General features: G+C 71.6%; 26 protein-coding genes, 1 pseudogene and 1 riboswitch. Of the genes and pseudogenes, 5 read left to right on the top strand and 22 right to left on the bottom strand.

The features are described 5' to 3' along the window. Window positions 1–134: 134 nt before the first annotated feature. Complete coding sequence (locus AC07AG_RS30535; RefSeq protein WP_478759339.1) at window positions 135–1,115, bottom strand: ArsR/SmtB family transcription factor; 981 nt, start codon at window positions 1,113–1,115, stop codon at window positions 135–137. Between the two features lie 127 nt (window positions 1,116–1,242). Beyond that, window positions 1,243–1,812 carry a hypothetical protein gene (locus AC07AG_RS30530; RefSeq protein ID WP_478759338.1) on the bottom strand — a complete coding sequence of 190 codons (570 nt, stop codon included), beginning with the start codon at window positions 1,810–1,812 and terminating at the stop codon, window positions 1,243–1,245. A gap of 144 nt (window positions 1,813–1,956) precedes the next feature. Here AC07AG_RS30530 and AC07AG_RS30525 point away from each other — a divergent pair, with 144 nt between their 5' ends. Next, window positions 1,957–2,541 (top strand): TIGR04222 domain-containing membrane protein, encoded by a 585-nt coding sequence (locus AC07AG_RS30525; RefSeq protein ID WP_478759337.1) that lies wholly within the window; start codon window positions 1,957–1,959, stop codon window positions 2,539–2,541. Window positions 2,542–2,621: 80 nt separating this feature from the next. Here AC07AG_RS30525 and AC07AG_RS30520 read toward each other — a convergent pair whose 3' ends face one another. The 3 genes and pseudogenes from AC07AG_RS30520 to AC07AG_RS30510 form a co-directional block, all read right to left on the bottom strand. Beyond that, entirely contained in the window at window positions 2,622–4,145 is a 1,524-nt protein-coding gene (locus AC07AG_RS30520; protein ID WP_478759336.1) for a hypothetical protein, read from the bottom strand. A gap of 177 nt (window positions 4,146–4,322) precedes the next feature. Next, window positions 4,323–4,895: pseudogene (locus AC07AG_RS30515) on the bottom strand (dioxygenase family protein); the annotation flags it as partial. 183 nt (window positions 4,896–5,078) lie between these two features. Further along, a complete protein-coding gene (locus AC07AG_RS30510) occupies window positions 5,079–6,050 on the bottom strand; it encodes a helix-turn-helix transcriptional regulator (protein WP_478759335.1) in 972 nt (323 codons plus the stop codon). Between the two features lie 180 nt (window positions 6,051–6,230). Between AC07AG_RS30510 and AC07AG_RS30505 the strand changes: the two genes are divergently transcribed. After that, on the top strand, window positions 6,231–6,989 hold the full coding sequence (locus AC07AG_RS30505) for a PP2C family protein-serine/threonine phosphatase (protein ID WP_478759334.1): 759 nt from the start codon (window positions 6,231–6,233) through the stop codon (window positions 6,987–6,989). 65 nt (window positions 6,990–7,054) lie between these two features. Further along, window positions 7,055–7,675 (top strand): L-threonylcarbamoyladenylate synthase, encoded by a 621-nt coding sequence (locus tag AC07AG_RS30500; protein ID WP_249591949.1) that lies wholly within the window; start codon window positions 7,055–7,057, stop codon window positions 7,673–7,675. Between the two features lie 9 nt (window positions 7,676–7,684). On the opposite strand, the gene AC07AG_RS30495 is transcribed toward AC07AG_RS30500, so the two are convergent. The 9 genes from AC07AG_RS30495 to AC07AG_RS30455 form a co-directional block, all read right to left on the bottom strand. Next, window positions 7,685–8,374, bottom strand: a complete 690-nt coding sequence (locus AC07AG_RS30495) for an alpha-ketoglutarate-dependent dioxygenase AlkB family protein (RefSeq protein WP_478759333.1) — start codon at window positions 8,372–8,374, stop codon at window positions 7,685–7,687. Next, the gene (locus tag AC07AG_RS30490) at window positions 8,371–8,934 is read right to left on the bottom strand and encodes an ABC transporter substrate-binding protein (protein ID WP_478759332.1); all 564 of its coding nucleotides are present in this window, start codon (window positions 8,932–8,934) and stop codon (window positions 8,371–8,373) included. Before AC07AG_RS30490 ends, AC07AG_RS30495 begins: the two co-directional genes overlap by 4 nt. Next, entirely contained in the window at window positions 8,931–9,233 is a 303-nt protein-coding gene (locus tag AC07AG_RS30485) for a metal-binding protein (RefSeq protein WP_478759331.1), read from the bottom strand. Before AC07AG_RS30485 ends, AC07AG_RS30490 begins: the two co-directional genes overlap by 4 nt. Continuing rightward, complete coding sequence (locus AC07AG_RS30480; protein ID WP_478759330.1) at window positions 9,230–9,976, bottom strand: 2OG-Fe(II) oxygenase; 747 nt, start codon at window positions 9,974–9,976, stop codon at window positions 9,230–9,232. Before AC07AG_RS30480 ends, AC07AG_RS30485 begins: the two co-directional genes overlap by 4 nt. A gap of 45 nt (window positions 9,977–10,021) precedes the next feature. After that, the gene (locus AC07AG_RS30475; RefSeq protein WP_478759329.1) at window positions 10,022–10,525 is read right to left on the bottom strand and encodes a methylated-DNA--[protein]-cysteine S-methyltransferase; all 504 of its coding nucleotides are present in this window, start codon (window positions 10,523–10,525) and stop codon (window positions 10,022–10,024) included. Between the two features lie 309 nt (window positions 10,526–10,834). Further along, window positions 10,835–11,788, bottom strand: a complete 954-nt coding sequence (locus AC07AG_RS30470) for a PhzF family phenazine biosynthesis isomerase (RefSeq protein ID WP_478759328.1) — start codon at window positions 11,786–11,788, stop codon at window positions 10,835–10,837. After that, a complete protein-coding gene (locus AC07AG_RS30465; protein WP_478759327.1) occupies window positions 11,785–12,198 on the bottom strand; it encodes a RidA family protein in 414 nt (137 codons plus the stop codon). Before AC07AG_RS30465 ends, AC07AG_RS30470 begins: the two co-directional genes overlap by 4 nt. Then, window positions 12,182–13,678, bottom strand: coding sequence for a leucyl aminopeptidase (locus tag AC07AG_RS30460; RefSeq protein WP_478759326.1), 1,497 nt, complete (start codon window positions 13,676–13,678; stop codon window positions 12,182–12,184). Before AC07AG_RS30460 ends, AC07AG_RS30465 begins: the two co-directional genes overlap by 17 nt. Next, a complete protein-coding gene (locus AC07AG_RS30455; protein ID WP_478759325.1) occupies window positions 13,675–14,628 on the bottom strand; it encodes a DMT family transporter in 954 nt (317 codons plus the stop codon). The genes AC07AG_RS30460 and AC07AG_RS30455 overlap by 4 nt, the downstream gene beginning before the upstream one ends. 144 nt (window positions 14,629–14,772) lie before the next feature. Next, window positions 14,773–14,858: riboswitch (ZMP/ZTP riboswitch) on the top strand. 21 nt (window positions 14,859–14,879) lie between these two features. On the opposite strand from AC07AG_RS30455, the gene AC07AG_RS30450 reads away from it, so the two are divergent. Then, window positions 14,880–15,740, top strand: a complete 861-nt coding sequence (locus tag AC07AG_RS30450) for a bifunctional 5,10-methylenetetrahydrofolate dehydrogenase/5,10-methenyltetrahydrofolate cyclohydrolase (protein WP_478759324.1) — start codon at window positions 14,880–14,882, stop codon at window positions 15,738–15,740. A 26-nt stretch (window positions 15,741–15,766) separates the two neighbouring features. On the opposite strand, the gene AC07AG_RS30445 is transcribed toward AC07AG_RS30450, so the two are convergent. Further along, the gene (locus AC07AG_RS30445; RefSeq protein ID WP_478759323.1) at window positions 15,767–16,654 is read right to left on the bottom strand and encodes an EamA family transporter; all 888 of its coding nucleotides are present in this window, start codon (window positions 16,652–16,654) and stop codon (window positions 15,767–15,769) included. A 103-nt stretch (window positions 16,655–16,757) separates the two neighbouring features. Between AC07AG_RS30445 and AC07AG_RS30440 the strand changes: the two genes are divergently transcribed. Further along, window positions 16,758–17,609 (top strand): LysR family transcriptional regulator, encoded by an 852-nt coding sequence (locus tag AC07AG_RS30440; protein ID WP_478759322.1) that lies wholly within the window; start codon window positions 16,758–16,760, stop codon window positions 17,607–17,609. 8 nt (window positions 17,610–17,617) lie between these two features. On the opposite strand, the gene AC07AG_RS30435 is transcribed toward AC07AG_RS30440, so the two are convergent. From AC07AG_RS30435 to AC07AG_RS30405, 7 genes are all read right to left on the bottom strand, one after another. Further along, on the bottom strand, window positions 17,618–18,175 hold the full coding sequence (locus AC07AG_RS30435; protein WP_478759321.1) for a PPOX class F420-dependent oxidoreductase: 558 nt from the start codon (window positions 18,173–18,175) through the stop codon (window positions 17,618–17,620). 269 nt (window positions 18,176–18,444) lie between these two features. Further along, window positions 18,445–19,617, bottom strand: coding sequence for an ABC transporter permease (locus AC07AG_RS30430; protein WP_478759405.1), 1,173 nt, complete (start codon window positions 19,615–19,617; stop codon window positions 18,445–18,447). Window positions 19,618–19,709: 92 nt separating this feature from the next. Then, window positions 19,710–20,471, bottom strand: coding sequence for an ABC transporter ATP-binding protein (locus tag AC07AG_RS30425; protein WP_478759320.1), 762 nt, complete (start codon window positions 20,469–20,471; stop codon window positions 19,710–19,712). Continuing rightward, entirely contained in the window at window positions 20,468–21,889 is a 1,422-nt protein-coding gene (locus tag AC07AG_RS30420) for a peptidoglycan-binding protein (RefSeq protein ID WP_478759319.1), read from the bottom strand. Before AC07AG_RS30420 ends, AC07AG_RS30425 begins: the two co-directional genes overlap by 4 nt. Next, entirely contained in the window at window positions 21,889–22,461 is a 573-nt protein-coding gene (locus AC07AG_RS30415) for a hypothetical protein (protein WP_478759318.1), read from the bottom strand. Before AC07AG_RS30415 ends, AC07AG_RS30420 begins: the two co-directional genes overlap by 1 nt. A 124-nt stretch (window positions 22,462–22,585) precedes the next feature. Further along, window positions 22,586–23,563: a prephenate dehydrogenase gene (locus AC07AG_RS30410; protein WP_478759317.1), complete on the bottom strand. Its 978-nt coding sequence runs from the start codon at window positions 23,561–23,563 to the stop codon at window positions 22,586–22,588. Further along, on the bottom strand, window positions 23,560–24,933 hold the full coding sequence (locus AC07AG_RS30405; RefSeq protein WP_478759316.1) for an aminotransferase-like domain-containing protein: 1,374 nt from the start codon (window positions 24,931–24,933) through the stop codon (window positions 23,560–23,562). The genes AC07AG_RS30410 and AC07AG_RS30405 overlap by 4 nt, the downstream gene beginning before the upstream one ends. Window positions 24,934–24,957: the final 24 nt, after the last annotated feature.

The raw sequence follows: 24,957 nt of genomic DNA, 5'->3' as shown, positions 1-24,957 counted from the left end.
ATTCTCAGGTGGACGCGCGTTGAACACGCGTACGGCGGGGTGTTGGGACGCAACGCGGTGGGGGGATGCGTGTGCAACAGCCCGGTCAGCTTCCTTGCATGGCCATGCCAGACGCAATGAATGAAAGCCCAGACTTACGACCCACTGCTGCGCAGCAGCGCGCGCCCTTCCGCCGTGGCGACATGGAGGGACCGCCCCGCCCTGCGGACCGTGGTCACAAGGCCCGCCGCGCGCAGCACTTTGACGTGCTGGCTTATCGCCGGGTGGGTGACCGCAAGGAGACGGGCGAGCTCGACCGTGGACGAGCCGGTGCGGACCGCCCTGAGGACGGCGGCCCGCGTGTGCCCGATGAGCGGTCCCAGGGCGCCGTCGGCCGGACGGTCGGGGGACGTGGGGCGGGTCCAGTCCAGCGCGTGGTCGATGGGATAGACCAGGACAGGGGGCAGTTCGCCGTCGGCGAGCGTGACGGGCGTGGGCCAGCAGAAGAACGAGGGCTGCAGGGTGAGCCCCCGGCCGTCGAGCCGCAGGTCCTGGTCCACGGGATAGTCGACCTCCAACACCGGCTGCCGCCAGCGCAGTTGAGGGCCAAGGCCCGCGAGCAGCCCATCGGTCCCGCCGTCAAGGAGGCTGTGCAGCCGGATGATGCGGTCGGCGTCGATCTGGGCGTGGATGCGCGGCCAGAAGGGCGCGAGCGCCTCCAGGTGGTACGTGTGAAGGGCGTGCCCCAACTGCCGCAGAGCTGCGACGTCACCACGCGCCAGCGACTCCGTCCAGCCCGGAAGGCGACGTGACGCGGCCACCCGCGTCAGATCCGTGCGCAGCCGCATGCGGGGAGTGCGCACGAGGGTGTCGACCGCCGCGTGGAGGGTCTCGCCTTCTCCGTGCGTGGGGGTGAGGAAGTCGGGAGAGCAGCCGTGCGGCGGCAGGAGCGGAGACAGGAGCCGGCAGCTGTCCGAGAGGCGCGGCCTGGCCCACCGCCGCCATTCCCCGAACACCCTTGCCCCGTCCCGCCGTTGCAGCGTCTGTACGCTGTTGCTGATCTCCCAGAGGAAGTCCGGACCCGAGGCGACCCGCACCCGTGCCAGGTCCTCGGCAGTGAAGTACACCCGCAACATGGCCTGCCTCTCCCCCGTGTGTCCCGGCGCCGCCGCGCGGCAGGGCTCCAGGCGATCGTCGCGAGGCGGTTGCTGTCAAGACACCTGAGACTGTCGGGGGTTGAGGGACGCCGTGACCGCGTGCCCGTCAGTCGTAGTCGCCGGACGGCAGCGGCCAGGTCCGCACTCCCGTCGTGAAGGACGCCGCGGGGCACACCCTGCTCCACGCCTCCTGGAAGCGCGCACGCCGCCGTGTGTCCATGCCAGCGAAACGGCAACGGTAGCGGCGGCCCTGACGGGTGCGCAGATGCAGTACGGCCGTCCCGTCGCCCGGGGTATCGGGCTCCTGGAACGGCGTGCTCACCAGATGCACGCGGCTGACCGATCCCGCCGGAATGTCCACGATCCCTCCGACGGCCCTCCGCAGCCGCAGCACCGACCGGTCGCCGCCGCCTGCCGCGTGCACCTCGACGACGGCGCGGCTGTCACGCAGCCAGTGGAAGGCCACGGGCAGCCCGACGAGCAGAACGCAGCCCGTGATCACGGCGGCGACGCCCCGCTCCCCTGCGGCGAGCAGCAGCCCGCTGAAACCGAGCCCCACCACCACCGTGACCCCGGCGCGCAGCATCCGGCTCCACAGATGCGCATCGGTGTCCGCGGCGGACCAGAGGGCCTCGCCGTCCGCGCCGGCAGCATCGACATCCACACTTTTCCGCATGCCGTCATGATGGCCGCGGGACCGGACGGCACCAATGGGGCCGGGACCCTCAAGTTTTGCTCTGAAGGAGCGAGGAAGAGGGATGTGCGCTCCTGCCATCGGGCACCACAGCCGAAAGACGGGGTGTCCGAAGGGGGTGGGGGCATGCGGATGTACTTCAGGCGGGCCACGACGGCGGTGCAGGCGCGACAGGCCCTTGGTGTGTACGACGTCGCGTATCTGGCCGGTGGGCCGCGGCGGGTGGTGGAGTGCGCGGTGATCGCGCTGGCCGAGGGCGGGCTGCTCAGGCTCAGGGCGTCGCGGGTGCGGGCCGTGGGCGATCGGCTGCCCGAGCACCCCGTCGAGCGCGCCCTGGCCACGGCCTGCCCGCAGAGCAGCAGCACGGAGTCCGTGTGCGGTCGGTTGCGGGAGTCCCCCGAGGTGGCGGAGATCGGTGACCGGCTCGCGGACCTGGGCCTGGTGACCAGGGCCCGGCAGCAGCTGACCCGGACCGGCAGGCAGCGGCTGCAGGCGGCCGAACAGGAAGGAAGCCTGCCCGCCCATGTGTTCGGCGGACCCGAAGTCCTCCCGAAGGGGACGGTCCGACGCGGTGTCATGGAGGCGCAGTTGATTCCGTCCGGCCTCGGCCGGGCGATGGTCCGGTTGGGCAAGGCCCTTGACCACGACTCGGGCTCCGACCACGCGGACTCCGGCTTCGGCTGTGGAGGTGGCGGAGGCGGCAGCGACTGAGGAGGAACGGCACGGGCCCGCGCCAGGGGCGACGATCCGTCGTCCCCCGCCCGCGGGCCCGCACTTGAGCCGCTTCGTTCCTAGCGCAGGGTGCTGCCGAAGAGCGCCGCGGCGTCCGGAGCCCCGACGTCCTTGGGACCGAAGGCGACGGAGGCGGTGGCGGTCAGGCCTGTGGCGGTACCACGCAGCGACCAGAGGGCACCCGCCTGGGCGTTCTCCCTCGCGGATGACGCCGCGAGGTCGCGGTGGCCGTCACCCGTGACATCGAGCAGGGCCGTGGCAGCCCCGAACTGGTCGTCCGCCTCGGCGACTCCGGGCACGTCCGCCGTGTCCTGGTGGAAGGCCTGGGCGCCCGTGCCGGTCACGCCGTTCGCGCTGCCGTGCACGAGGACGACGGCGCCCGCGTCGCGAACGGTCTTGACGTCCTCGCCGACGACACCGAGCGCGATGTCCGCGTAACCGTCGCCCGTCACGTCGCCGACGGAGACGGAGCTGCCGAAGCGGTCGCCCACCTCCTCGGCGCCGGGGATGCCGGGCAGGTCCTGGTCGAACTTCTGGGACTCCGGCTTCAGACCGTCCGCCGAGCCGTAGGCGACCTGGACCTTCCCCTCGGCCTCGTCGTAGTCACCCTCGCCGACGACCAGGTCGTCGTAGTGGTCGCCGTTGATGTCGCCGAGGCCCAGCTGCCCCCTGGAACCCGCCCCCTCACCGCGCTTGAAGCCGGTGGGGCTGCCGTACAGGATGCTGTTGGTCCAGGTGCCGTCGCCGGTGTAGTCGTTGATGGCGATGTCGGCGCGGCCGTCGCCGTTGACGTCACCGACGGCATCCGGGATCACCGGGCCCTGCACGGAGAGCGGTCCGTCGACACAGTCCTCGGGCTTCTCGCGGCACGCGGGGTAGGGGCGCTCGTCGCTCTCGTAGCTCCACCACTGCGACTTGTCCATGAAGTCGAGCGTGGCGGCCGGGGTGCCGGTGCGCGCGATGGGCCCCTTCCACAGGCGTGCCTTCTGGTCGACCGGGTCGTCGCCGTGCGAGCCCACCAGGTCGAACAGGGCAAGGTCGGTGGTGCCGTCACCGTCGAAGTCCGCCGCCTGCGGGGCGAATCCGAAGGTGTCGATCGCGGTGCCGCCTGCCGGGCCGCTCGCGGAGCCCCACAGGATCACCGAGCCACCGCCCTTGACACCGGTGCCGATGACCAGGTCCCCGTACCCGTCCTGGTCCAGGTCCGCCTTGGTGACGTGCCTGCCGAACTCCTGCTTGGCGGTGGCCGCGCCGGGCACACCGCTCGTGGAGCGGCTGATGATCTTCTTCTTGGCCGGGTCGAGGCCGTCCTTGGAACCGTAGGTCACCACGACGTACCCGGCCTTGGCCTTGCCGGACACGGTGCCGCCCGGGGCGCCGACGACGAGGTCGGCGTAGCCGTCGCCGTTCAGGTCGTCCGTCGCCTTCGCCGCGGCGGCGCTCGCGCGGCCCGCGTCGGTGGCCGGTGTGGCCGCCTGGGCGCTGCCCGCCCCGAGGGCAAGGGCCGAGAGGCCGCTGCCCACGAGCAGGGAGGCGGCCATCAGGGGCAGGGTGCGACGGGCTGTGCGGCTGGCTCGCGACATACGGGTTCCCTTGATTCAGAGTTCGGTGGGGCGGCCGCCCGGTGGAGTTCACCACCGGTTCATGCCGGCCGATCACTTGACCCTCCGCGGTCACCAAAGGTTGTACGCGCCCCTTACGCGCCCCTTGCCGCTCGGCCGCCTCACCGGGACGCCGAGCGGCAGGCCCGTCTCCGGTCAGGGCTGCTGCGGCACGTTCAGGACGAAGTCGAAGTCGGCCTCCTTCGCGTTCCCGACGGTGCGTACGTTCATGAGCAGCCGGGCGTCGAAGATCGGGTCCGTGTTGTTGCGCGGTTCACCGGGGAAGTACAGCTGGGTCGTGAGGACGGGGCGCCCCGGGGCCTGCACCTTGACGTGCAGGTGCCGGGTGCGGCCCGGATAGAGGCCGGGCACGACCGTGGTGAGCCTGAACGCGCCGTTGGCGTCGGTGAATTGGTGTCCCCGGAAGCGGAATCCCGTGTTGTCGTACGTCCCGTAGGTGTCCGCCTGCCAGAAGTCCATCAGGACCCGGGGAATCGGCCGGCAGACACGCCCGAAGACATAGCCCGTGACGGTGAGCCGCACGCCCGGCGTGCCGGGCTGCAGCAGCGAGGTGCGCTGGGGGGAGTTGGGTTTGAAGTACGGGCCCTCCATCTGCGGGGGCGTCGGATCGTCGCCGTCGTCGCAGGCCGGGGTCGCCTCCGGCACCACGCCGCGCTCCCCCGCCGTGCGGGCGAGCGCGGGGACTCCCATGAGGGCCACGGGCAGGGCCATGCCCACCGCGGCGGCCGCTCTCAGGACGGCCTTGCGGCTGGGGCCGCCACCCTGGTGCGCCTTCGGTTCACTGGTCACGCCATGGTCACCGGCGCCGTCGCGTATGCCGTCCCCGGTCGTGCCGATCTCGTGCTCCATCGCTCCTCCTGAGGGGGTGGGGTGGGTTCCGGATCGGCTCCGAAGCTATGCGGACGGCCGAGTTCGGGCGATGGACTCAAGTCGGTGGTCGTGGTGAATATCGCCACCGCCGCGCCGGAAGTCCCCCGGGCTCGCGCCGGTCTCCCTGCGGAAGAAGCGACAGAAGTAGGCCGGGTCGCCGAAGCCGACCCGGAGCGCGATCTGACGGACCGACAACTCCGTGCGCAGCAGCAGGCGTTTGGCCTCGTGCACCCGGGCCTGCCGGATCAGTTCGCCGGGCGTGCGGCCGGTGGACGCCTTCACCGCCTCGCCCAGATAGCTCACGGAGACTCCCAGGCGCCCTGCGCACGCACGGACGGAGCCAAGAGCGCTCTCCGGGGCGCCGAGCAGGGCCACGAACTCCGCGGCGACCGAGCCGGGCCGCGAGCGCGGTGCGGGCGGCGCCGCCGTCGGCTGGTGTGCGGGCAGCCGCGCCGCCCGCACCACCAGGACGTGCAGCAGGGCCCGCAGCACGCTCTGGAATCCGTCGGCACCCGACTGGTACTCGCCGTCCAGCTCGGCGACGAGGCGCGCGGTCGGCTCGGCCGCCTCGTCGGGAAGTTCGAGCCAGGAGCGCCGCCCGAGCCCTCGCAGTGCGTGGCGATCCGCGGGGTGGTCCAGGAGGAAGTCGTCGGTGAAGAGGATGACGCGCCCGTCGAGGCCGGTGACGTTCTCCCAGTGGTGGACCTGGCCAGGCGCGATGAAGCACAGGTTCGGCGGCCTCAGCCCGAAGCGGGTCAGGTCGACGACGTGGCTGCCGGTGCCGCCGGTGACGTGGACGATCTCGTGGAAGGTGTGCCGGTGCGGGAACGACGCACGTGACATCGGCCCGATGGTGTCGAACGTGCCGATGGCGAACGGCAGCGCGTTGGGCATGGGAACCTCCAGACGGTGCGTCGGCATGCCCTCCTCGCCGGGTGGCCCGCTGCCCGGTAATCCGCTGTTCCCCTCGCCGGGCAAGACCGTTGTGCCGCGCATGCGTACGCTCCTCCACCACGACCGGATACTGGTCCGGACCAGCCGGATCCCTCACCATGGCACGGCGTGGTCACCGCGGGGCAGAGGGTGGCCACGGTCCGCCACTGAGCCGAGGGAGGCTCCCGGCGTGACAATGGTGGTGCGGAGCACGCCTGGCCGTTGCGGAGAGGCGGGACAGGGATGCCGTACATCACGGTCACCGCGCTGAGCCACCCCGGGCTCGTGCGCGATCACAACGAGGACAGCCTGGCCGTCGGCCCATGGACGCTGTGCGGGACCATGACCGAGAACCCGCAGACCCTGGGGTTCCCGCTCGGCAATCCCCTGGTCGTCGCGGTCGCCGACGGCATCGGCGGCCAGCCCGGCGGCGAGGTGGCCAGCGGTCTCGTCGTACGGCAGCTGGCGGCGGTCGGCTCGTCGCTCGACGGCGAGCAGGCCGTTCATGACGCGCTGAACGCCTGCAATCACGCCGTGTACGCGGCCGCCGAGCACGACCCGGAGCTGGCCACCATGGGGACGACGGTCGCGGGTGTCGTGGTCCTCGGCAAGGAACTGCTGGTGTTCAACGTCGGTGACAGCAGGGTGCTCGACGTCAGCCGCAGCGGCACGCACGGGACGCTGCGCCAGGTGAGCGTCGACGACAGCCCGCCGCCCGCACCGGGCAGGCGCACCACGTCGATCGTCACGCAGGCGCTCGGCGGTGCGCTCCGGTTCAGCGCGGTCACACCGCACGTCAGCACGTTGCCGCTCGTCGGAGGTGAACGCTATCTGGTGTGCTCCGACGGCCTGACCGACCCCGTGCCCGAGGACACCCTCGACGACATCCTCACGGCCCACGACGGCGGCCGTGCGGTCTTCGAGCTGTGGAAGGCCGCCATCGACGCCGGCGGCCCCGACAACGTCACGCTCGCGCTGGTCAGCGTGGTCGACGACGACTAGCCGCGTGCGGCAGTGCGACCGCCGAGAAAACAGGGACTCCTGATGCGATCCCGTAGGCTCGGCGGATGGCGAAGTATTTTGACGTGCACCCCGAGAACCCCCAGCCGCGCAGCATCAGCACCGTGGCCGACAGCATCCGCTCCGGGGCGCTCATCGCGTATCCGACAGACTCCTGTTTCGCGCTGGGATGCCAGCTGGGCAACCGCGACGGCCTCGACCGGATCCGCAAGATCCGGAACCTCGACGATCGCCACCACTTCACCCTGGTCTGCGAGAACTTCGCGCAACTGGGTCAGTTCGTGCAGATCGACAACGACGTGTTCCGGGCGATCAAGGCCGCGACGCCGGGCAGCTACACCTTCATCCTGCCCGCGACGAAGGAGGTGCCCCGCCAGCTCCTGCACCCGAAGAAGAAGACCGTCGGCGTCCGCATCCCCGACCATGTCGTCACGCAGGCCCTGCTCACCGAGCTCGGTGAGCCGCTGCTCTCCAGCACGCTGCTCCTGCCCGACGAGGAGGAGCCGCTGACGCAGGGCTGGGAGATCAAGGAGCGGCTCGACCACGTGGTGGACGCCGTGGTCGACTCGGGTGACTGCGGCACGAGCCCGACCACGGTCATCGACTTCTCCGGCGGCGAGGCCGAGATCGTGCGCCGAGGGGCGGGCGACACCTCGCGGTTCGAGTAGCCGCCGGGGTCACCCGGTGAGGCCTGTGACCCGCATCGTGATGTTCAGGCGGCCCGAGGTCAGGCCGGTGGCGGGGTCCGCGGTGCCCTCGTGGACCTTGGGCACGCCGTGGAAGACGTAGCGCGAGGGGCCGCCGAAGACGAACAGGTCGCCGGAGGCCAGTTCGACGTCGGTGTAGGGCTTGGTGCGGGTCTCGGTGTTGCCCACGCGGAAGACGCACGTGTCGCCGATGGACAGTGACACCACCGGGGCCGACGACCGCTCGTCCTTGTCCTGGTGCATGCCCATCCTGGCCTGCCCGTCATAGAAGTTGATCAGCGCCGTGTCCGGGGTGTACGTCTCTGGGGTGTACGTGTCCGGGGTGCGGTCGGCCGCGACCGACGCGTCCCCGTACGCCGCCGTCAGCGCCCGGCGGCCCAGGTCGACCATCCAGTCCGGGAGCGCGGCGACCCGCCTGCCGTTCACGTCACCGGCGGTGCGGGTGTACTGGTACGGCTGCCAGTGCCAGCCGAGGCACACCGTCTGCACGGACATGACCCCGCCGCGCGGCAGCCGCGTGTGACGGATCGGCACCGGCCCGGAGGCCCAGCCGCGGCACGCCGTGACGAGTTCGCGCTGCTGCTCCAGGGTGAGCCACTGGGGCACGTGCACCGCGCCGGGGGCGATCTCCGTGGTGGGGCGGGGGATCAGGGCGCTCACTCGATCACCTCGGCGGACAGGCGGGTGGTGACCCAGCGGTGGCGCACGTCCCAGGTGTCTCCGTCGGCGGTGGCACCCCGCAGGCCGTGGAGCACGTCGTCTCCGGCGAGCGCGGGGACGCGGGAGTCCTGGAGGGAGGCGAAGGCGTAGGTGCGGGCCGGGTCCCAGTCGGTCGAGTGGCGCAGCCTGCGGGCCAGCTGAACGAAGCCGAGAGGGGCCGCGGCCATGATCCAGGCGTCCGGGATCTGCGCGGTCAGGCGGCGCGCGGGGCGCAGCCAGGACGCGGCCGTCTCGGGCCAGCTCACCGTGGTGAGGACCGTGCCGCCGCGGGCCGTCCACGCGGCGGCGAAGGCTTCGGCGGCGGCCCGGGAGGCCGCGTCGCGGCTGTGACCGATGGTGACGGTCTCGATCCGCGCCTTCGGGAGGGTCAACAGACGTACGAGGGCGTCGAGTTCGGCTTCGGTGTGCGGGGCCGGCGCGGGCAGGTCCGCGTGGGCGGCGGGCCCGGCGGCGCCGACGAGGGGCGAGCGGGAGGACTCCCGCTCCTTCAGGATGCTCATGGTGTGCCGGTGCTTTCTGTGTCTGCTTTCCAGCGAGCGTACTGAGCGGGCAGGCAGACCGCACAGGGGCGGTGGCCGGCCGCGATCGCGGTGGCCTCGTCGGGGAAGAACACCCGGTGGGTGGCGTAGGGGCCGCGCGCGACGGCCCGCAGCGCGGAGGGGCAGTCGAGGCGGCCGTACAGGCGCCCGCGGCGGTGTCCGCCCAGAGTGCCCGGCGTACTGCTCGGGTACGGCTTTCCGTCCGGGCCGCACAGCGTGTACGTGGGCGGGTCCTGCCGCCCGGCCTGGGCGGGGGTCACGCCGCGTCGTGGAAGACCAGGCCGAGCGTGTGCCGTCGCCCGGAGCGGACGGTGCTCACGCCGTGCCGCATCGGCCCGTTCGACCAGCCGCGCTTGGAGGCCACGGGCCGGTCGCGGGTCGTGAAGACGATCCCGTGGCCTTGCGGCAGGGTGGTCGACGATCCGCGTGACTGGGCGCGGGGGCGCTGCTCGGTCATGATGAACTCGCCGCCGGTGAAGTCGGTTCCCGGGGCGTCGAGACCGACGACGACCTGGAGCGGGAAGAGCATGTCCCCGAAGACGTCGCGGTGCAGGGCGTTCCAGTCGCCGGGCCCGTAACGGAGCAGGATCTGCGCGGACTTGGCCTGCCCGGCGGCGTGGCACATCTCCAGCCACTCCCCCAGGGTGTCGGGCCACGGGGCGGGCTTGTCTAGCTTCGCGGCCCAGTCACGGGCGACGGGAAGCAGCCGCGGGTAGAGCGCCTCGCGCAACTCCCGCACGACATCGGGCAGTTCGTGGGTGAAGTAGCGGTACTGGCCGGAGCCGAAGCGGTAGCGGGCCATGTCGATGGTGGCGCGGAAGCGGTCGGCCTGGTCGTACAGGGCGGAGATGTCGCGGCAGGCTTCGGGGGTCAGGAGCTGACCGGTGAGGGCGTTGCCGTGCTCGTTCAGCTCGGCGGTCAGCACGTCCCAGTCCCCGGCGGCCACGCGTTCGCCGACGCGGGTGTCCACGCGGGTGTCTGCCGGACGAGTGGTGTCGATCATGGTGAGGGGTCCTTCGCGGCGAGGGGTCCTTCGTGGTCGTGCGGGTCAGATCAGGGCGGGCTGCAGGGCGCCCTCATGGGTGAGGAGCTGGACCTTGCGCTTCACGCCGCCCGCGTACCCGCGCATGGAGCCGTCGGCGCCGATCACGCGGTGGCACGGGCGCACGAGCAGCAGCGGGTTCGCGCCGATGGCGGCACCCAGGGCCTGGACGCGCCCGCGTTCGACGCCGAGGCGCCCGGCGAGCTCTCCGTAGGTGGTCGTCGTGCCGTACGGAATCTCCTCCACGGCACTCCAGACGCGCCGCTGGAAGTCGGTGCCGCTCGGGGTGAACTCGATGTCGAAAGTGGTGAGTTCACCGGCGAAGTAGGCGTCCAGCTGTCGGGAGATCTCCGCGAAGGGGGCGGGGTTGCTGACCCAACTACCTTGCACAGCAGGGGCGTTTTTCTGTCCGGGCATGGACAGCGACGTGAGCGAGACGCCGTCCGACGCCGGCTCTCCCGCCAGCAGCAGTTCGCCGAGCGGGCTGGTGACGATCGTGTGGACAGTCATCGTGGTGACCTCCCTCTTTCCTTTCCTGGGCTCTGCTTCCACCTTCAACACTGAGGTGCGGCGACCGCCCGTGCTGGCGGGATTCGGACGTCACACTGTCGTCAGTGGGCGTTGTGGAAGATCACGCCGAGGGCGAGGGTGGGCTGGTGCATGATTCCGGGTCCTTCGTACGGTGGGGCATGCTGGCCCCGGCGTACTCGATGCTCGCGTGGCGCGTGAGCGCGTGCTGGCGGCATTCGGACATGGCGTTCATGAGTGTCAGGCGTGAATGTCAGACGTGAATGTCAGACGTGAACGTCAGGCAGGCGTTCACGCGTCCAGTCGCGTGCGGAACGCCGTCACCGCGTCTCCCCGGATGGACACCAGGAGAGTGCCGTCTTGCTGCGCCTCGACCCGCACGGCGACCTCGCCGGGCCGCCCCATGGCCACGCCCTGGCGCCCGGTGAAGGTAAGCGTCCCGTCGGGCGCCGGGACGATGCCGTGGTGCACCAGGTAAGCGCCGAGCGGGCCGTGGCCGTTGCCGGTCACCGGGTCCTCGGTGATGCCGATCGCGGGCGCGAACATCCGCGCCCAGGTGAGGAGTTCGGGATCGGCTTCGGCAGTGTCCCGGGTGAAGACGAAGAATCCGTTGCTGCCCACCTCGTGGCTGAGCGCGGTCAGCGCGGCCGGGTCGGGGCGCAGGCCGTCCACCACGGCGCGGGCGCGCAGCTCCACGACGACCTTTGAGTGCCCGGTGGACACCACCTGGACCGGACCGCCGTCCGCCAGGTCTCCGGCCGCCACGCCCAGCGCACGCAGCAGACGGTCCACCTGTGTGCCGTCCAGCTCGGGCCCGAAAGCCGCCGCCCCTTGCCGCATGCCGATGCGCACCCGGTCACCGTCACGGTGGATCTCCACCCGTTGCCGCAGCCCGCTCCCCGTCTTCTGCACCAGCTCACCGGACGGCAGTCCGTACTCGACGGCCCTCGCGAAGTGCGCACCCACGGTGGCGTGCCCGCAGGTCGGAACCTCCGTCGTGGGGGTGAAGAAGCGGACGCGTACGTCGTGGTCGGCTCCGTCGGCGGGCAGCACGAACGCCGTCTCGGAGTTGTTGAGTTCGCGGGCGACGGCGAGCATGTCGCCCTCCGTCATGCCCTCCGCGTCGAGGATCACGCCCGCCGGGTTGCCGGTGAAGGGGGTCGTGGTGAAGGAGTCGACTTGGTAGAGGGTCCGAGGGCTGGTCCCAGCCCTCCGGCCGCGCGCCCCGGCCCACGCGCCCGTCACAGCCGTCCTTCCGATCGCTCGTCGCGCACCCGCCAGGCGACGGCGTCCGCCGCCACGCTGAACCCGTGGTGCAGGCCCCCCACTTGGAGCACGGCGCGCGCCGGGCAATGGTTCCCGAACACCTCGCCGAAGACGGTGTCGACGGTTTCCCACTCGGACATGTTCGTCAGCCAGAGGGTCACCTTCGCGACGGAGTCCGCACGCCCGCCGGCAGCCTCGACGATGGACAGCACGTTGGCCAGCGCCTGGCGCGCCTGATCCGGGACGGTGGACACGGACGAGACACCGTCACCGACCGCAAGCTGCGCCGAAACCCGGATGGTGCCGTCCGGCGTGACGGTGGCCTGCGCGTAGTGGCCGAACGGCCGGGGTGCCGCGGTGGTCGTGACGACGTCAAGAGCGTGCATCATCTGCGGCATCCTCCGCCAGAGCTACGAGAGTTCGGACCGCGGACCCGGTGCCGCCCTGCGGGGTGTAGCCGTAGGGAGCGCCCTCGTGGAAGGCCGGTCCCGCGATGTCGAGGTGCGCCCAGCGGATGCCGTCCGGCACGAACTCCTTGAGGAACAGACCGGCGACGAGCCCACCGCCCATCCGCTCCCCCTGGTTGGCGATGTCGGCCACCGAGGAGTCCAGGCTCTCGCGCAGCTCGGCGGGCAGCGGCATCGGCCAGGCCTGTTCGCCCGCCCTTCCCGCGGCGTCCACCACTCGCTCGCGGAAGGCGTCGTCGGTGGACATCACGCCGAAGACGCGGTTGCCGAGGCCGAGCCGCATGGCGCCGGTCAGCGTGGCCACGTCCACGACGGCGTCCGGCTCCTCCTCGCCCGCGCGCACCAGGGCGTCCGCGAGGACGAGCCGTCCCTCGGCGTCGGTGTTGAGCACCTCGACGGTCTTGCCGCCGTACATCCGCAGCACGTCACCCGGGCGGACTGCGGAGCCGGACGGCATGTTCTCCGCGAGCGCGAGCCAACCGGTGACGTTCACCCGCAGACCGAGCCTCGCGACGGCGGTGACCGCGGCGAACACCGCCGCCGCACCCGACATGTCACGCTTCATGATCTCGTTGAAGCCGACCGGCTTCAGTGAGATGCCGCCCGAGTCGTAGGTGATGCCCTTGCCGACGAAGGCGAGGTCCGTCCGCGCCTCGGGATGGGTGTGGGTGATCCTCACGAGCCGCGGCGGCCGGGCCGAGCCCTGTCCGACACCGAGGATGCCGCCGAAGGACTGCTCGGCCAGCTCCTTCTCGTCCAGCACATCGACCATGAGTCCGTGCTCCGCACCGACCGCCCGCACGGTGGCGGCGAACGTCTCCGGATACAGGTCGTTCGCCGGTGTGTTGACGAGGTCGCGGGAGCGGTTCAGCTCCTGGCCGACCACCGTGGCGCGCCGCACCGCCACGTCCGCGCCCTCGATGCCGGTGAGGATCGCGAGCTCGCCGACGGGCGGCTTGTCGTGGCCCCCGGTGCGGTAGGCGGTGAAGGCGTACGCACCCAGCAGACCGCCGAGCGCCACCGCTTCCACGGCATCGGCCGTACCCGCCGGAAGGGCAAGCACCGCCCGCGCCCTGCCGGCCAGCGTCCGGGCCGCCACACCGGCGGCGCGGCGCAACGCCTCCGCGCCGTGCCCGCCGGCGCCGTCGGCTTCGCCGAGCCCGACCGCGAGGACCAGGGCGGCGTCGAGGCCCTTCGGCGCGGGGATGGCGACTGCCTCGCCCGCGGCGCCGGTCATGCCGAGAGCGTCGAGGATCCCGGCCTGCGTCCCGTCGAACGCCTCGGCCACGGCCTCCGCTTCGGGTGTCGGCAGCGGCCCTTTGGGGCCCTGGGCGACACCGATGACGTACGCGTCCGCGGGCGGTGTCGTCACCAGGGAGGTGGTCACGGTCACTTCGGTCATGTGAGTGCGCCCTGTTCCTTCTCGGCCGCCGGGACAGCCACGGCTTCCGTGGTCAAGGGATCCGGCTTCCGCTTCTGCCGACGTGTCATGCCGACCCCGACGAGGACGACCGCCATGCCCGCGGCCACCCGGAAGCTGAAGGCCTCGTCGAGCACGATGGCGCCCAACGCGACGGAGACCACCGGCAGCAGATACCCGACCGTCGCCGCGTTGGTCGCACCCTCGTCCGCGATGATCCGGTAGGTGAGGTGGAAGGTGACGCCGGTGGCGAAGATCCCCAGGATGACGACGGCGACGAGAGCCGTGTGGTCCACGTGGATGGTCTCCAGGCCGCCGACCGGCAGGGCAAGGGCCGTCAGACCCGTCGCCGCCATGAGCTGGGCCGCGGAGAGGGACAGGGTGGGCATGCCCTTCCCGACGAGGTGGTGCCCCATGTACGCGAAGCCGACGGCATAGCTGGCCGCCGCGCCCACGATCGCGAGAGCGCCCCAGCTCGTCAGACCCGACTGCTGCCACGGGGCGAAGATCAACGACGTACCGGCGAACCCGAGAAGGAGTCCGGCGAGGCGGATGGGGCGCAGTCCTCGTTCCGTGCCGATGGCGAGGCCGATCAGGACCGACCACAGCGGAGTCGTCGCGTTCAGCGCGCCGGCCACCCCGGAGTCGACCGTCTGCTGGCCGACGCTGAAGAGGCCGAAGGGCAGGGCATTGCAGAAGAAGGCGGCGACGAAGATGTGCTTCCACACCGCTCGGCCCTGCGGAAGACGGTTGCGCGTACTGAAGAGCAGGACCGTCAAGGTCGCCGCTCCGAGGGTGCAGCGCAGGAGCGTGACCTGCACGGGCGACAGACCCTCCAGGGCCAGTTCGATCCAGAGGAAGGTCGATCCCCACAGGAGGGCGAGCACACCCACCCTCGCCACTGCCCACGTTCTGCCGGGGACGCCGTTCACTGTGGTTCTCCTCGCTCTGGCCGTTGTCAGTGAACGATGCCGTCACCGACCAGGAAGGACAAGCAAAGAGTTTTGAATCTCTTTTAAGCTCAGCTACATCCTCAAGGTCCGCGTCCTCCGGCCCCGCACCGTCCTCTAGGGTGAGAGGCGGGCCGTGACTGGCGCTGAGGTGGAGTACCACCGGGGAGCGGCCTGACATCGTGTCGATGCCGCGCGCCTGGGCGACTCACCCTGAAGTCCAGGAGTGGCACATGCCCCAGACGCAGACAGCTCGCCTGATGGACGGCACCGGCCTCGCCCGTCAGATCGTCGAAACCAGCTCCGCGACAGCCGCAGACATACTCCACCGCACCGGGACGCGCCCCTGCCTGGCGACCGTCCTGGTCGGCGAGGACCCCGCGTCGGTGACCTACGTACGCATGAAGCGCGCCCGCTGCGAGAAGGCGGGCATCGAGTCGCGACACATCGCGCTGCCCGCCTCGATCGGCACCGAGGAACTGGTCACGACGATCACCGGCCTCTCCCAGGACCCGACCGTGCACGGCATCCTGCTGCAGCACCCCGTCGGGCCCCACATCGACGAGCGCGCCGCCTTCGAGGCGATCGCACCGGCCAAGGACGTCGACGGCGTCACCATGCACTCCTTCGCGGCGATGGGCTTCGGCCTGCCCGGCTTCGTCTCCTGCACGCCCGGCGGCATCATGCGCCTGCTCGACGCGTACGACGTCGACCTCTCCGGCAAGCACGCCGTCGTCGTGGGACGCAGCGCCATCCTCGGCAAGCCCGCGGGCATGCTGCTCCTGGGCAGGGACGCGACGGTCACGTACTGCCACTCGCGCACCGCCGACCTGACGTCGATCGTGCGGCAGGCCGATGTCCTGATCGCGGCGGTCGGCAAGCCGCGCTTCATCTCCGGCGCGGACATCAAGCCCGGGGCCGTGGTGATCGACGCCGGATACAACGCGGGGAACGTCGGTGACGTCGACTTCGACTCCGCCCGGGAGCGCGCGAGCCTGATCACTCCCGTGCCCGGCGGTGTCGGCCCCATGACCATCGCCGTCCTCCTCGCCCAGACGGTCGACGCGGCGGCACGGCAGCTCGGCCTCGGCTGATCGCGGCCGTCTCGGGGGTCAGCCGGTCACCTCAGGACGCTGACCCCGTTCGCCGTCACGATCGCCGCGATGGCCGTCCACTCCACCCAGTCCAGGGACTGCCCCAGGACGACCATGCCCACCAGCGCCGCGAGAACCGGGTTGACGCTCATGAAGACCCCGAAGAAGCGGGCCTCGACCCGGCGCAGGGCGAGCAGGTCGGCGAGGAACGGGACCGCGGAGGAGAGGATGCCCGCGGTGGCCGCGCAGGCCAGGGCGGTGGCCGTCGGCGGATGGTGGGCGAGAACCGCGATGCCGACGGGCAGGTAGAGGAGCCCCGAGATTCCCGCGGCGGCGGCCGATCCCTCGACGCCCGGCAGGCGGGCGCCGACCGTGCGGTTGAGCAGGATGTACGAGGCCCAGCAGACCGCGGCGAGCAGGCCGAGCGCGATGCCCGCGTAATCCGTGCTGGGCTGCGGGCGGGCCAGGGCGACCACCGCCGCCCCCGCCACGACCGCGCAGCCGAGGTCCACCGCACGGCGGGAGGCAGCGAGCGCGACCGCCAGCGGGCCCAGGAACTCCAGGGTCACCGCGAGGCCGAGGCCCACACGGTCGATCGCGGTGTACAGGGAGAGATTCATGGTGGCGAAGACCGCGGCCAGGCACAGCAGCGGCCACCACTGGCGCCAGGTGAAGGCGCGCACCTTGGGCCTGCCCACGGCGATGAGCACGGCTCCCGCGACCCATTGCCGCACGGCGACGACACCGGCGGGACCGATGGCGCCGAACGCCAAGGCGCCCGTGGCGGCGCCGACTTGGTTGGACAGGCCACTGCCGAACATCATCGCCATGCCGGGGAGGCGGCCTCGTGGACCGGCATCCCCCCGATCGCCCGGGACGGCAGAGGGCACGGCGGGGCTCTGAGACGTTCTCATGCACCGCAGGATGCGTCACGCGCGAGCATACGAAAAATGCATGCGAGCACTCATCCATACGCTCTGGTCATCGATGAGTTCCGGTCGCCCGTACGCTGTGGTGATGGATCTGGAACTGCGGCATCTGCGCTGCCTGGTCGCCATCGTCGACACCGGCGGTTTCACCGACGCAGCAGCCGAGTTGGGTGTCTCCCAGGCCGCCGTCTCGCGAACCCTCGGCGGCCTCGAGGAAGTGCTCGGGGTGCGCCTCCTGCACCGTACGAGCCGGAGCATCACGCCCACGACGGCGGGCGTGCAGGTGCTCGCACGGGCCCGGCATCTGCTCGCGGAGGCCGACGACCTCATCCGCGAGGCGACCACCGGGCACACCCGGCTGCGCATCGGCCACGCCTGGTCGGCGATGGGCCGCCACACTGCGGAGTTCCAGCGCCGCTGGGCGGCCGGGCACCCCGATGTCGAGCTGTACTTGATCCGGACGAACTCCGCGACGGGCGGCCTCGCCGAGGGCCTGTGCGACCTCGCCGTCGTCCGCACCGACTTCAACGAGGCGCGATTCACCAGCGCCGTCGTCGGTCACGAGCGGCGCTTCTGCGCCCTGGCGAGCGACGACCCGTGGGCCAGACGGCGCTCCATCCCGCTGGCCGACATACGGGACCGGACGCTCCTCATCGACCGGCGCACCGGCACCACCACCGCCGAGCTGTGGCCCGAAGAGGCCCGTCCCCCGGTGGAGTACACCCAGGACATCGACGACTGGCTGGCCGTCATCGCCTCGGGCCGCTGTGTCGGCCTCACCCCGGAGAGCACCGCCAACCAGTACCGCCGCGACGGCGTCGTGTTCCGGCCGCTGCGCGACGCCGACCCCATCGCGGTGCATCTCATCTGGCGCCGCCACGACCCGCACCCGATGACGCACGCGGCCGTGGCGCTCCTGACGGACCTCTACCGCATGTGAACGGACCTCTACCGCATGTGAGGCGGCGGCTCACCCGTGCCGAGCTGCAGACCGGGCCGCCCCGCCACCGCGCCCACGGGCGCGGCGCCGGGTCCCTTGGGTCCGCCGCCCGCGAGGATCCGCTTCCCTGCCGCTCCGTAGAGGTGCTTGACGTGCAGCCGGATCACCAGGCGCCGCTCCTTCACCATCGCGGCGCGAAATCCCTCCCAGTCCGGGTGCTCGCCCTGGAACCCCCGGAAGACCAGGGCCAGTTCATCGGCGACCGCGTCATGCGGGTCGGTCACGACCGGCGTGAGCTCGGCATCGCCCTCGGCGATCATGTACGAGAAACCGGCGCCGTCGGTGACGAGGAAACTCGCGCGCGGATCGCGGCGCAGATTCCGGGTCTTGGCGCGGCTGTCGGTCACCATGAGGCGGATGACGCGCTCCTGCGGGTCGAAGGCATAGCCGACGTTGGAGAGCTGCGGGCGGCCGTCGCGTTTGAGGGTGACGAGCGTGCCGATGCGCTGCTCCTGGAGCAGATCGAGCAGGGCGCTTTCGTCGACTTTCCCTAAGTGCTCAGTCATGCGGCGAGAATACGAGAAGGGGTGGCCGTCCAGGCAGCGGAATCACCCCTTCATTGGACAGCGTCCCTCTCGGAATGCGCCCGCTAGAATCGAAGGGAATATGCGCACCGCCGTGGTTGAACTCGCTGTGGTTGAACTCCCCGTGGTTGAACTCCCCGTGGAGACAGTGGAGTTCAGGGCTTTTCTGGGCACAAAGCGATGCCCTCGTCGCCCGCGGGGGATTTGGGCTGACGAAGGCACCGCGTCTGTTGGGTGACGGATTGCGGGGGTCACGTCGTGGCGAGCGCCTCCGTGGGAGGCAGCCGCGCCGCGCGCACCGCGGGATAGAAGCCGGCGAGTCCGCCGATGACCAGGGTCGCGCCGACACCGCCCGCCATCGCCCAGACCGGCACCACCGAGGGCCATCCCTGGTAGGTGGAGTAGCCGGAGGTGACGGCGATGCCGAGCAGGACCCCGCCGACGCCGCCGAGCGCCGACAGCAGCAGGGCCTCGCAGAGGAACTGCGTACGGATCTGGCCGCGTGTGGCGCCCAGCGAGCGGCGCAGGCCTATCTCGGAGCGGCGTTCCAGGACCGAGATGACCATCGTGTTGGCGACGCCGACCCCGCCGACGAGCAGGGCGACCGCGCCGAGGCCCAGGAGCAGTCCGCTGAGGGTGTCGTCGGTGGCCTCCTTGGCCTCCAGGACGTCGGAGGGGCGCGAGACGTTGGCCTCGCTGGGGTTCTCCGGGTTGGCGGTGGCGCCGAGCACGGACTGGACGTCGCTCACGGCGGATTCCTCGGCGCGGGTGTAGACCGTCGTGGGGTAACCGTCGAAGTCCAGCTCCTTCTCCGCGACGGGCCAGCCGACCAGCGCGGCCGAGTCCAGGTCGGGGACGAGCTCGTTGGGCGCGAGGATCCCCACGACGGTGAACCACTGTCCGCCCAGCCACACCAACGCGTCGGGTCCGGCCCGGAAGACGCCCAGCTGTTCGGCGGCCTTGGGGCCGAGCACGACGGCCGGGTATCGCTGGTTCGCGGCGTTGAGCCAGCGGCCGTCGACGATCTCCGCGCCCGCCGTCCTCGGCAGATCCGTGCGGGCCGCGTAGACGTTGAGGCCGCCGGTCTCCTCCTTCTTGATGTGGTCGTTGCGGTAGACCTTGGCGCTCGTCTTGCCGATGGCGGAGACCGACTCGACGTCCTTGATGTTGCCGATCATGTCGACGGAGGAGTCGGGCAGATGGGCCGCGTCACCGGCGAAGGACTGGCCGGGCGAGACGGTCAGGAGGTTCGTGCCGAGCGCGGCGAGCCGCCGGTTGAGGTCCTCGCTGCTGGAGGTGGAGATGCCCACCACGCCGACCATCGCGGCGATGCCGATGGCGATGCCGAGCGCCGAGAGGAACACCCGCATGGGCCGCGAGCGCAGCCCCGATCCGCCGACCCGCAGCACGTCTGCCGGGCCCATCCGCGCCGGCTTGGGGCGCGGTGGCGACGCGGGACGGGGCAGTTCGCGCGCCGTGCCCCGCTCCCCTGTCGTACTCAACTCCTTGGTCGGGCTCATCGCAGGGCCTCCTCGGGGAGCAGGTCGGCCGCGTCGGTCGAACCAGTCACGCCGCTCGCCTCGATCGCCTCGATCGCGTCGATCGCGTCTTCTTCGATGCGGCCGTCCTTGATGCGGACCTCGCGCGGCAGGGAGCCCGCGATGTCCCGGTCATGGGTGATGACCACGACCGTGGTCCCCGCCCGGTGCAGTTCGTGCAGGAGCTCGATCACCACCGCGCCGGAACGCGAGTCGAGGGCGCCGGTCGGCTCGTCGGCGAGCAGCAGCGGCGGGTCGCCGAGGACCGCGCGCGCGATGGCCACGCGCTGCTTCTCGCCTCCGGAGAGCTGATGCGGCTCGTGGTAGAGGCGGTGGCCGAGGCCGACCCGGCGCAGGGCACGCTCGGCGAGTCCGCGCCGCTCGCTCCGCGGCCTGCCGCTGTACAGCAGCCCGTTCGCGACGCTGTCCAGCGCCGGGACGCCGGGGGCGAGGTGGAACTGCTGGAAGACGAAGCCGATCGTCCCCGCCCGCAGCGCGGACAGCTCCCGGTCGCTGAGCCGGTCGATGTCGTGCCCGTCGATGTGCACGGTGCCGGTGGTGGGGCGGTCGAGGGTGCCCATGATGTTGAGCATCGTGGACTTGCCCGAGCCGGAAGGGCCGACGACGGCGAGCAGCTCCCCGCGCCGGATGACGAGATCGGCGCCCTTGAGCGCCTCGACCTCTCCGTACGTCTTGGAGACTCCGGCCAGTTCGACCACCGGGTGCGCCGCGGTGGTCACTTGGGGACCCCCACGACCGTGCCGTCGGTGATGCCCGCCCCGGACACCTCCACCATGCTGTCGGCGAACATGCCGACCTTGACCGTCCGCACCTTCACCTCGCCGTCCGCTTGGACGACCTCCACGGCGTAGCCGCCTCCGCGCTGCGCCACCAGGGCGTTGACCGGGACGACGAGCACGTCCTTGCGCGTCTCCGCCTTGAGGGAGATCTCCACGGCGGCCGCCTGGTAGCGGCCCAGGCCCTTCTGGTTCCCGACCTTCAGCTCCACGGGCAGGATGGGCTTGTCGTCGCCGCCCGACTGGCCGCCCGAGCCCTCGGATCCCGCGTCCTGGGACGGCGTGGAGGGGGTGCCGACGTCGGTCACCTCGGCCTGGACCGTGGTGTCGTCGGGAAGGGTGACCGTCGCCTTGGTGCCTTTCTCGACCATGTCCTCGTACTGCACGTCGAGGTCGACGGTGACGGTGCGTTCGGTGCCGGTCCAGGTGAGGACGGGACCGTTCGACGGGGCGCCTGCCGTGGCCTTCACCTCGGCGACGCGCCGGGCGCCCGGGGCGACCACGGCGTCCGACGGCTGCACGGTCCCCGTCTCCGCCCGGCCCAGGTCGTCCTGCCAGTCCTTCACGGCCTCTGCGGTTGCGGCGTCGTACGTGTCGTCGACGGTGAAGCCGGTGTAGCCGAGGGCGGAGAGGTTCTTCTCCAGGATCTCGACGTCCCTGCCCTCGCTGCCCGTCTTCAGCGGGCGGTAGAAGGGGGTGGAGCCGTAGAGCAGCGGGACCTTCTGCTCCTCCACCTTGTAGGCACCCTCGCCGCGCTTGATGGTGTCGCCGTCGCCGGGCACCCAGGTGATGATCCCGGCGCCCGCCTTGCCGACCGGTGGGGCCTGTACGGCCGTCGCGTCGCCGTAGCCGAGGTTCCCGTCCACGGTCTCCGTGCGCGTCAGCGTGGTCCGATCCACCGTGGCGGTCTTCGGCGGCGCTGAGGGGGCGTCGCCCGCCGATCCGGAGCCGTCGTCCCCGAAGACGCCGGTGGTGGCGGCCCCCGCGGCGGCGACCACCGCGATCGCGGCGACGACGATCAGCGACATCCGCAGCGGGCGGCGCCTGCGGCGGTCCCCCGGGCGGGTCGTGGTCGTCTCTCCGCCGTCGTCGTCGCCCCCTGCGGTGGCGGTCTCCTCAAGAGAAGTCTCCTCACGGGCGGTCTTCTCAAGCGCGGTCTTCTCGCGCTCAGGTGCGAGGCGGTCGGGAGGCCGCTCGGACACCTCCCCCGGCGTGTGCAGTTCCAGGGCTCCGGAGACCTCGCCGGAGCCGCGGGCGGGCTCCACGGGGCTCTCCGACTCGGGCTCCTCGAACTCCCCTGCCTCCGTGTCACGTTCCCTCGCGCCGAGCGCACGCTCGCGTGTCTCGTCCGGTGCGGTCATCAGGCGCCGCCGCCCGAGCCGGTGAGGCCGCCGCCGGGCCACTTGTCCTGGCAGGCGATCCGGGCCTTCTGGAACTCGTCGCTGCCGGGGTCGATGCCGCTCGCGCCGAAGTCGAGCGACATGTTGCCGCCGTTGATCTCCGGGTCGGGCAGCTTGGGCAGGCCGTTCTCGCGCATGCACTTGGCCCAGGCCGAGACCTTGGCCGAGTCCAGCGGTTCACCGCCGCCTCCGCCCCCGCCGAGCTGACCGCCCTGGGGCATCTTGTCGCGGCAGGCCTCGGACGCGGACTGGAACTCCGCGGAGTTCGGGTCGACGTCGCCGCCCGGGGTGAGCGCGATGCCGCCGCCCGCGTCCTTCTGCGGGTCGGGGAATCCGGTCACGCCGTTCTCGCGCATGCACTGGGAGAAGGCGAGGGCCTGGTCGAAGGGGCTGGTGGGCGAGGCGTCCGGCTTCTTCGGGTCGTCCTTCGACGCGGCCGACGAGTCACCGGAGCAGCCGGAGAGGAAGACGCCGGCGACGAGCGCCGTCGCCGCGATCAGTGTCTGTGCGGTTCGCTTGTGTGTGGTGGACATGGGGCCAAGTTCTACGCGGGCACCGGTCACACGGCGGATACAAGCGGCGCCGTCCCTACAGGCTCGCCCGGCCCTCGGGCGCCGACGGGGACGGCACCCCAACTCACCTGCGGTTACGGGGACTTCACCTCGGGCGGCTAGGGACGGTCTGTCCAGGAACGCCTCCGGGAGCGGCTGCAGGAACGGCTCCGGCCACGATCCCGGGAACCCCTCCACGAAGCGGCCCGTCGAGGCGTGGTGGCCCGTCCAGCTCCCCCACCCCGGCCGCCCCCCGGTCGAGGAGGTCCACCAGGGTGTGCCTGCTCTTGCCGGAGAGCTCCCTGCCCCGCTCGGGGTCGGCGAGGTCGTACAGGGCGGCGACGACACTGGCGAGGTCCTCCTGGAGCCGGGTGAGGATGTCGGCGACCGCCGCCGCGTTGGACTCGACGATGTCGCTCCACAGCCGGGAGTCGCCGCGGGCGATCCGGGTGGTGTCGCGCAGCCCCTGCCCCGCCAGATGGGCCGCCTCCGCGGGCCCCTCCCCCAGGCGTGCCGCCATCAGGCTGGCCACCAGGTGCGGGGCATGGGAGGTCAGCGCCACCGCGTCGTCGTGGGCGCGGGCCCGCATCACGCGTGGCACCGCGCCGCACAGCGCGATCAGGTCCAGGGCGCGGCCGAAGGCGGCCCTGGAGGTGAGGCGGGTGGGGGTGAGGACCCAGGGGCGGCCCTGGAAGAGTTCCGCGCGGGCCGCGAGCGGGCCCGAACGCTCGCGGCCCGCGAGGGGGTGGCCGCCGATGTAGCGGGACGGGTCGGGGGCGGAGTCCAGGATCTCCCGCTCGGCGAGCGCCTTCACGCTCGCCACGTCGGTGTAGCTCGACGCGAGGCCCCGCGCCTGCAGTTCTGCGAGGACCGGGGCGATCTGGCTGGGCGGCACCGCGAGCACCGCCAGGTCGACGGGGTCCTGCGGGGCCTCAGGCCGCCCGGCCCCGAGCACCGCTGCGGCGCGCACGGCGGACTCGTCCCGGTCGGAGAGGTAGACGGTCACGTCGCGCAGGCGGGCCGCGAGGGCCACGGAGGTGCCGATCAGGCCGGTGCCGACGACGGCCAGGGTGCGGAGCGTCACGCGACCTCACCCGGGAGCGGCTCCCCGGTCCCCTCCCGCGCACCGGGCGCGTCGGACTCCCCGAGCCGCTCATCGATCAGCGCGGCGAGGCGGTCAAGGCCCTGGTCGATGCGGTCGCCCGTCAACGTACTGATCGACAGACGGAGTTGACGGAACCCTGCCGACGCGCCGTAGAAGTGGTGCATGGGCGTGAACAGCACGCCGTGGCGGCGCGCCGCGTGCTCCAGGAGGGCGTCGTCGACGGTGAACGGCACGGTGAGCACGATGAAGAACCCGCCGGTCGGTACGTTCCAGGTGACGGAGGCGCGGTCGCCGAGACGCCGTTCGAGGCCGTCGAGCACCTGACGCAGATTGCGCCGGTAGACCTCCGTCTCCTGGCGGTTGGCGGCGACCAGGCTGCAGTCGTGGGCGAGGAGCTTGCCGCCGATCACGGCCTGGGCGATCGGCGAGGTGTTGACGGTGAGCATGCTCTTGAGCTTGGACAACTCGTCGGCGAACAGCGTGTCGCCTCCGCCCGAGCCGGCCACCCGCTGGTCGGCGACCACGTAGCCCACGCGGGCGCCCGGCATCCCGGTCTTGGCGAACGACCCCAGATAGACGACGCGTCGGTCGCGGTCGAGGGCCTTCAGCGTGGGCGGACGGTCGGCCGCGCTGTTCAGGAGGCCGTACGCGTTGTCCTCGAGGAGCAGGAGGTCCTCGTCGGCGGCGATGTCCAGGAGGCGGTGCCGGTCGGCTAGCGGCAGACTGACGCCCACCGGGTTGGCGAAGTCGGGCGTCACGTAGCAGGCGCGGACCCGCCGTCCGTCGGCGCGCGCCCGGCGCAGCTGGACCAGGAGGTCGTCGAGGTCGATGCCGTCCGCTCCGGTGCGCACCGGGAGTACGGGCATGTCGGCCAGCAACGCGGCCCCCGTCAGGCCGACATAGGTCGGGCTCGGGGCGAGGACGGCATCGCTGCCGTCGGCGCGCAGCGCGCGGAGCAGCAGGAACATCGCCTCCTGGCAGCCGACCGTGACGACCACGGACGAGGGGTCGGCGTCGATGCCCTCGTCCACGGCGAGGCTGCGTGCCACGAGGTCGCCGATGATCCCTTTCGTCGCGCCGTACTGGAACAGCGTGCGGGCGGTCTGCGTCTCGCTCAGGCCGAGCCGGGTGCGGAGGTGGTCGCAGAAGACCTGGAGGTATTCGTGGATCTGGGTCACGTCGTAGAAGCCCTCGTAGGGGCGTCCCGCCGCGAACGAGATCGCGTCCGGGTAGGTATCGGCGACCTGGTTGAGGAGGTTCATGGACTCCATCGACACATCGCCGAGCGACGCGTGCAGCGTGGCCGCGTTCAACTCGGCGACGGCGATTTCCGTTTGCAGGATTTCCATCGCTTCAGCGTCTACCCGGAAGAG

It is taken from the genome of Streptomyces sp. NPDC044044 (assembly GCF_056434405.1).
The sequence above is the reverse complement of the archived record's forward strand: the minus strand, read 5'-3'. Positions and strand labels throughout refer to the sequence as shown.

Bases quoted from the DNA above. Each gene is read 5' to 3' on its own strand.
- AC07AG_RS30535 (WP_478759339.1), bottom strand. From the start codon at position 1,115: ATGTTGCGGGTGTACTTCACTGCCGAGGACCTGGCACGGGTGCGGGTC.
- AC07AG_RS30530 (WP_478759338.1), bottom strand. From the start codon at position 1,812: ATGCGGAAAAGTGTGGATGTCGATGCTGCCGGCGCGGACGGCGAGGCC.
- AC07AG_RS30525 (WP_478759337.1), top strand. From the start codon at position 1,957: ATGCGGATGTACTTCAGGCGGGCCACGACGGCGGTGCAGGCGCGACAG.
- AC07AG_RS30520 (WP_478759336.1), bottom strand. From the start codon at position 4,145: ATGTCGCGAGCCAGCCGCACAGCCCGTCGCACCCTGCCCCTGATGGCC.
- AC07AG_RS30510 (WP_478759335.1), bottom strand. From the start codon at position 6,050: ATGCGCGGCACAACGGTCTTGCCCGGCGAGGGGAACAGCGGATTACCG.
- AC07AG_RS30505 (WP_478759334.1), top strand. From the start codon at position 6,231: ATGCCGTACATCACGGTCACCGCGCTGAGCCACCCCGGGCTCGTGCGC.
- AC07AG_RS30500 (WP_249591949.1), top strand. From the start codon at position 7,055: ATGGCGAAGTATTTTGACGTGCACCCCGAGAACCCCCAGCCGCGCAGC.
- AC07AG_RS30490 (WP_478759332.1), bottom strand. From the start codon at position 8,934: ATGAGCATCCTGAAGGAGCGGGAGTCCTCCCGCTCGCCCCTCGTCGGC.
- AC07AG_RS30480 (WP_478759330.1), bottom strand. From the start codon at position 9,976: ATGATCGACACCACTCGTCCGGCAGACACCCGCGTGGACACCCGCGTC.
- AC07AG_RS30475 (WP_478759329.1), bottom strand. From the start codon at position 10,525: ATGACTGTCCACACGATCGTCACCAGCCCGCTCGGCGAACTGCTGCTG.
- AC07AG_RS30465 (WP_478759327.1), bottom strand. From the start codon at position 12,198: ATGATGCACGCTCTTGACGTCGTCACGACCACCGCGGCACCCCGGCCG.
- AC07AG_RS30460 (WP_478759326.1), bottom strand. From the start codon at position 13,678: ATGACCGAAGTGACCGTGACCACCTCCCTGGTGACGACACCGCCCGCG.
- AC07AG_RS30450 (WP_478759324.1), top strand. From the start codon at position 14,880: ATGCCCCAGACGCAGACAGCTCGCCTGATGGACGGCACCGGCCTCGCC.
- AC07AG_RS30445 (WP_478759323.1), bottom strand. From the start codon at position 16,654: ATGAGAACGTCTCAGAGCCCCGCCGTGCCCTCTGCCGTCCCGGGCGAT.
- AC07AG_RS30440 (WP_478759322.1), top strand. From the start codon at position 16,758: ATGGATCTGGAACTGCGGCATCTGCGCTGCCTGGTCGCCATCGTCGAC.
- AC07AG_RS30435 (WP_478759321.1), bottom strand. From the start codon at position 18,175: ATGACTGAGCACTTAGGGAAAGTCGACGAAAGCGCCCTGCTCGATCTG.
- AC07AG_RS30430 (WP_478759405.1), bottom strand. From the start codon at position 19,617: ATGGGCCCGGCAGACGTGCTGCGGGTCGGCGGATCGGGGCTGCGCTCG.
- AC07AG_RS30420 (WP_478759319.1), bottom strand. From the start codon at position 21,889: ATGACCGCACCGGACGAGACACGCGAGCGTGCGCTCGGCGCGAGGGAA.
- AC07AG_RS30415 (WP_478759318.1), bottom strand. From the start codon at position 22,461: ATGTCCACCACACACAAGCGAACCGCACAGACACTGATCGCGGCGACG.
- AC07AG_RS30405 (WP_478759316.1), bottom strand. From the start codon at position 24,933: ATGGAAATCCTGCAAACGGAAATCGCCGTCGCCGAGTTGAACGCGGCC.